Genomic DNA, 3,464 nt, shown 5'->3' with positions numbered 1-3,464 from the left:
GCGCCACGTCAACAACACGGCCTACTTCAGATATTTTGAAGAGGCTCGGGTACGTTTGTTTCTGGCGCTGAACCTGGATGGGACTACGGGCCGCTTCGGTGTACTGGCCCATGCTTCATGTGATTTTCTCAAACCGCTGATGTATCCTGCCCGTGTCGTCGTCGGCATGCGGCTCGCGCGCATCGGCCGGACCAGCCTGGAACTGGACTGCTGGATCGCGGACGCCGGGGATTCCTCAAGGCTGCATGCGCGTGGCCGCAACGTGCTGGTCTGCACGGACGCCGCCACCGGCCAGCCCTTGCCCTGGACGGACGCTGAACGCCAGGCGCTGGCCCGCTGCTTCGCCGCCTGACGCGCACCGATTTTCGCTCATCTCACGAAGGAACCGCAGTATGGATAAAGTCTACGAAAGTGCCGAAGCCGCCCTGCGCGGTGTCGTGGCCGACAACCAGATGATCGCCGTCGGCGGTTTCGGGCTGTGCGGCATCCCCGAAGCCCTGATTGCTGCCTTGCGGGATTCGGGCGTGCGTAACCTGACTTGCGTCAGCAACAATGCCGGGGTCGATGGCTTCGGTCTGGGGCAATTGCTGTCCACGCGCCAGATCACGAAAATGATTGCTTCCTACGTGGGGGAAAACAAGGAATTCGAACGCCAGTATCTGGCCGGGGAACTGGAACTGGAATTCACGCCGCAGGGTACGCTGGCCGAAAAACTGCGCGCCGGCGGCGCCGGCATCCCGGCATTTTTCACCGCCACCGGCGTGGGCACGGTCGTGGCCGAGGGCAAGGAAACCCGCGAAATCGATGGGCGTACCTACATCATGGAACGTTCCCTGGTGCCCGATGTCTCTCTGGTCAAGGCCTGGAAGGCCGATCGCAGCGGCAATCTGCTGTTCCGCCGCACGGCGCGCAACTTCAACCCCAATGTCGCCATGGCCGGCCGCATCACTATCGTCGAGGTCGAAGAAATCGTGCCCACCGGGGCCCTCGATCCGGACGAAATCCATCTGCCGGGCATCTACGTGCACCGTATCGTCCTGAATGCGCAGCCCGAAAAGCGCATCGAACAACGCACCATTCGTCAATAAGGAGGCAGATCATGGCTTGGGATCGCGAACAGATGGCGGCGCGTGCCGCGCAGGAACTGCAGGACGGCTTTTACGTCAACCTGGGCATCGGCCTGCCCACCAAGGTCGCCAACTACGTGCCCGAGGGCATGGAGGTCTGGCTGCAATCAGAAAACGGCCTGCTGGGCATCGGGCCCTTTCCCACCGAAGACGAAGTTGATGCCGATCTGATCAACGCCGGCAAGCAGACTGTGACGACGCTGCCGGGGTCTTCGATCTTCGCTTCGGCGGATTCGTTCGCCATGATCCGGGGCGGCAAGATCAACCTGGCCATCCTGGGGGCCATGCAGGTGTCCGAAAAGGGCGATCTGGCCAATTGGATGATCCCTGGCAAGATGATCAAGGGCATGGGCGGTGCCATGGATCTGGTGGCGGGTGTGGGACGGGTCGTGGTCCTGATGGAACATGTCGCCCGCGCCAAGGACGGCACCGAATCCCTGAAGCTGCTGCCCGAATGCACGCTGCCGCTGACCGGGGTGGGGGTGGTGAACCTCATCATCACCGATCTGGGCGTGATGGAAGTCACTGGTGACGGCCTGCGCCTGACCGAACTCGCTCCCGGGGTGACGGTGGACGAAATCCGTGCCAAGACTGCCGCCAGACTGGACGTATCCGCTGTCGCCTGAACCCTGCGTCGCCTGAAGGCTTTCACCGTGACTGTGCAATCTGTGTTGACGGCGCCTGCCGGGCGCATTGCCGCCCTGCGGGTTCGGCTGGCGCAATCTGGCCTGGCTGCCTGCCTGGTGCCGACCGCCGATCCTCATCTGTCGGAATACCTGCCGGAACACTGGGCCGCCCGTGCCTGGCTGTCGGGCTTTGACGGTTCGGCGGGCAGCCTGCTGGTCACGGCGGATTTCGCCGGCCTGTGGACCGACAGCCGCTATTGGGTCCAGGCCGAGTCCCAGTTGCGGGACTCGGGCATCGTGCTGATGCGGGCGGGCGCGTCCGATGTTCCCGATCCCCTGGATTGGGTACTGGCGCATCTGGCGCGTGGCGATCGGCTTGCGATCGATGGCCGGGTCCTGGACCTGGCGGCGGAACGCCGCTGGCGATCGGGACTGGATGGGGCCGGCATGGCGCTGGTCCTGGATCAGGACCCGGTGGGTGTCGTCTGGGCCGATCGGCCGGCGCTGCCCGAGGCCAGGATCTTCGAACACCTGCCGCCGCATGCCTGCCGCACCCGGGCCGACAATCTGGCTGCCGTGCGAGCCGCCATGCGCGACCACGGCGCAGGCTGGCATCTGCTGTCGTCGCTGGATGACATCGCCTGGCTGCTGAGCCTGCGCGGTGCCGATGTGGACTACAACCCGGTCTTTCTGGCGCATGCGCTGCTGGATGCGGACGGCATGCGCCTGTATGTTGCGCCGGGCAAGATCGACGCCCCACTGGCCGCCCGCCTGGCGGCCGATGGCGTGGTGCTGCGCGACTATGCGGCGTTGGCTGGCGACCTGGCAAGCCTGCCGACTGATGCGGCGCTGCTGGTGGACCCGGCGCGGGTCACGGCGGGTACGCTGGCGCATGCGCCGCAGGTGCGGCGCATCGAGGCCCTCAATCCGTCCCAGCTGTTGAAGTCCGTCAAGAATCCGGCCGAGGCCGACCAGATCCGCGCCGTGATGGCCCAGGACGGCGCGGCCCTGTGCGAATTCTTCGCCTGGTTCGAGGCCGCCCAGGCGGCGGGCGAACGCATCACCGAAATCGACGTCGATGTCCGCTTGTCGGCGGCGCGTGCCCGGCGACCAGGATTCGTCAGTCTCAGTTTTGCCACCATCGCCGGCTTCAACGCCAATGGCGCCATGCCGCACTACCGCGCCACGGAATCATCCCATGCCGAAATCCAGGGCGACGGCCTGCTGCTGATTGATTCCGGCGGGCAGTATCTGGGCGGCACCACCGACATCACCCGGGTGGTGCCTGTCGGCATGCCTTCGGATGCGCAGCGTGCCGACTACACCACGGTGCTGCAGGCCCACATTGCCCTGGCACGGGCACGCTTCCCGGCCGACACACCGTCTTTCGCCCTGGATACCCTGGCGCGCATGCCGCTGTGGCGCCGGGGGCTGGATTACGGCCATGGCACGGGTCATGGAGTGGGCTATTTCCTGAATGTCCACGAAGGTCCGCAGTCGATTTCCGTGCGCGGCCACGCGCGACCCCACCAGGGCATGAAGGCCGGCATGCTGACCTCCAACGAGCCCGGCCTGTACCGCGACGGGCAATGGGGCATCCGCATCGAAAACCTGGTGCTGGCCGTGCCGGCAGAGCAGACGGAATTCGGCGCCTTCCTGGAATTCGAGACGGTCACCTTGTGTCCCATCGATACGCGCTGTATCGTGCGCG

General features: G+C 65.3%; 4 protein-coding genes. All 4 read left to right on the top strand.

Annotated features, from left to right (window positions below):
- On the top strand, positions 1-352 hold a 352-nt coding region (locus RBR29_RS11210; RefSeq protein ID WP_320349323.1), incomplete at its 5' end, for a thioesterase family protein.
- A gap of 40 nt (positions 353-392) precedes the next feature.
- Positions 393-1,088 carry a CoA transferase subunit A gene (locus RBR29_RS11205; RefSeq protein WP_320349322.1) on the top strand — a complete coding sequence of 232 codons (696 nt, stop codon included), beginning with the start codon at positions 393-395 and terminating at the stop codon, positions 1,086-1,088.
- A gap of 11 nt (positions 1,089-1,099) precedes the next feature.
- Positions 1,100-1,753 (top strand): CoA transferase subunit B, encoded by a 654-nt coding sequence (locus tag RBR29_RS11200; protein ID WP_320349320.1) that lies wholly within the window; start codon positions 1,100-1,102, stop codon positions 1,751-1,753.
- Between the two features lie 45 nt (positions 1,754-1,798).
- The coding region (locus tag RBR29_RS11195; protein WP_320349324.1) for a M24 family metallopeptidase at positions 1,799-3,464 on the top strand (1,666 nt) is incomplete at its 3' end.

Origin of the sequence: Castellaniella sp. (assembly GCF_034007085.1) — a bacterium.
GTDB lineage: Bacteria > Pseudomonadota > Gammaproteobacteria > Burkholderiales > Burkholderiaceae_B > Castellaniella.
The sequence above is the reverse complement of the archived record's forward strand: the minus strand, read 5'-3'. Positions and strand labels throughout refer to the sequence as shown.

Coding starts and splice junctions, on each gene's coding strand:
- RBR29_RS11205 (WP_320349322.1), top strand. CDS start 393: ATGGATAAAGTCTACGAAAGTGCCGAAGCCGCCCTGCGCGGTGTCGTG.
- RBR29_RS11200 (WP_320349320.1), top strand. CDS start 1,100: ATGGCTTGGGATCGCGAACAGATGGCGGCGCGTGCCGCGCAGGAACTG.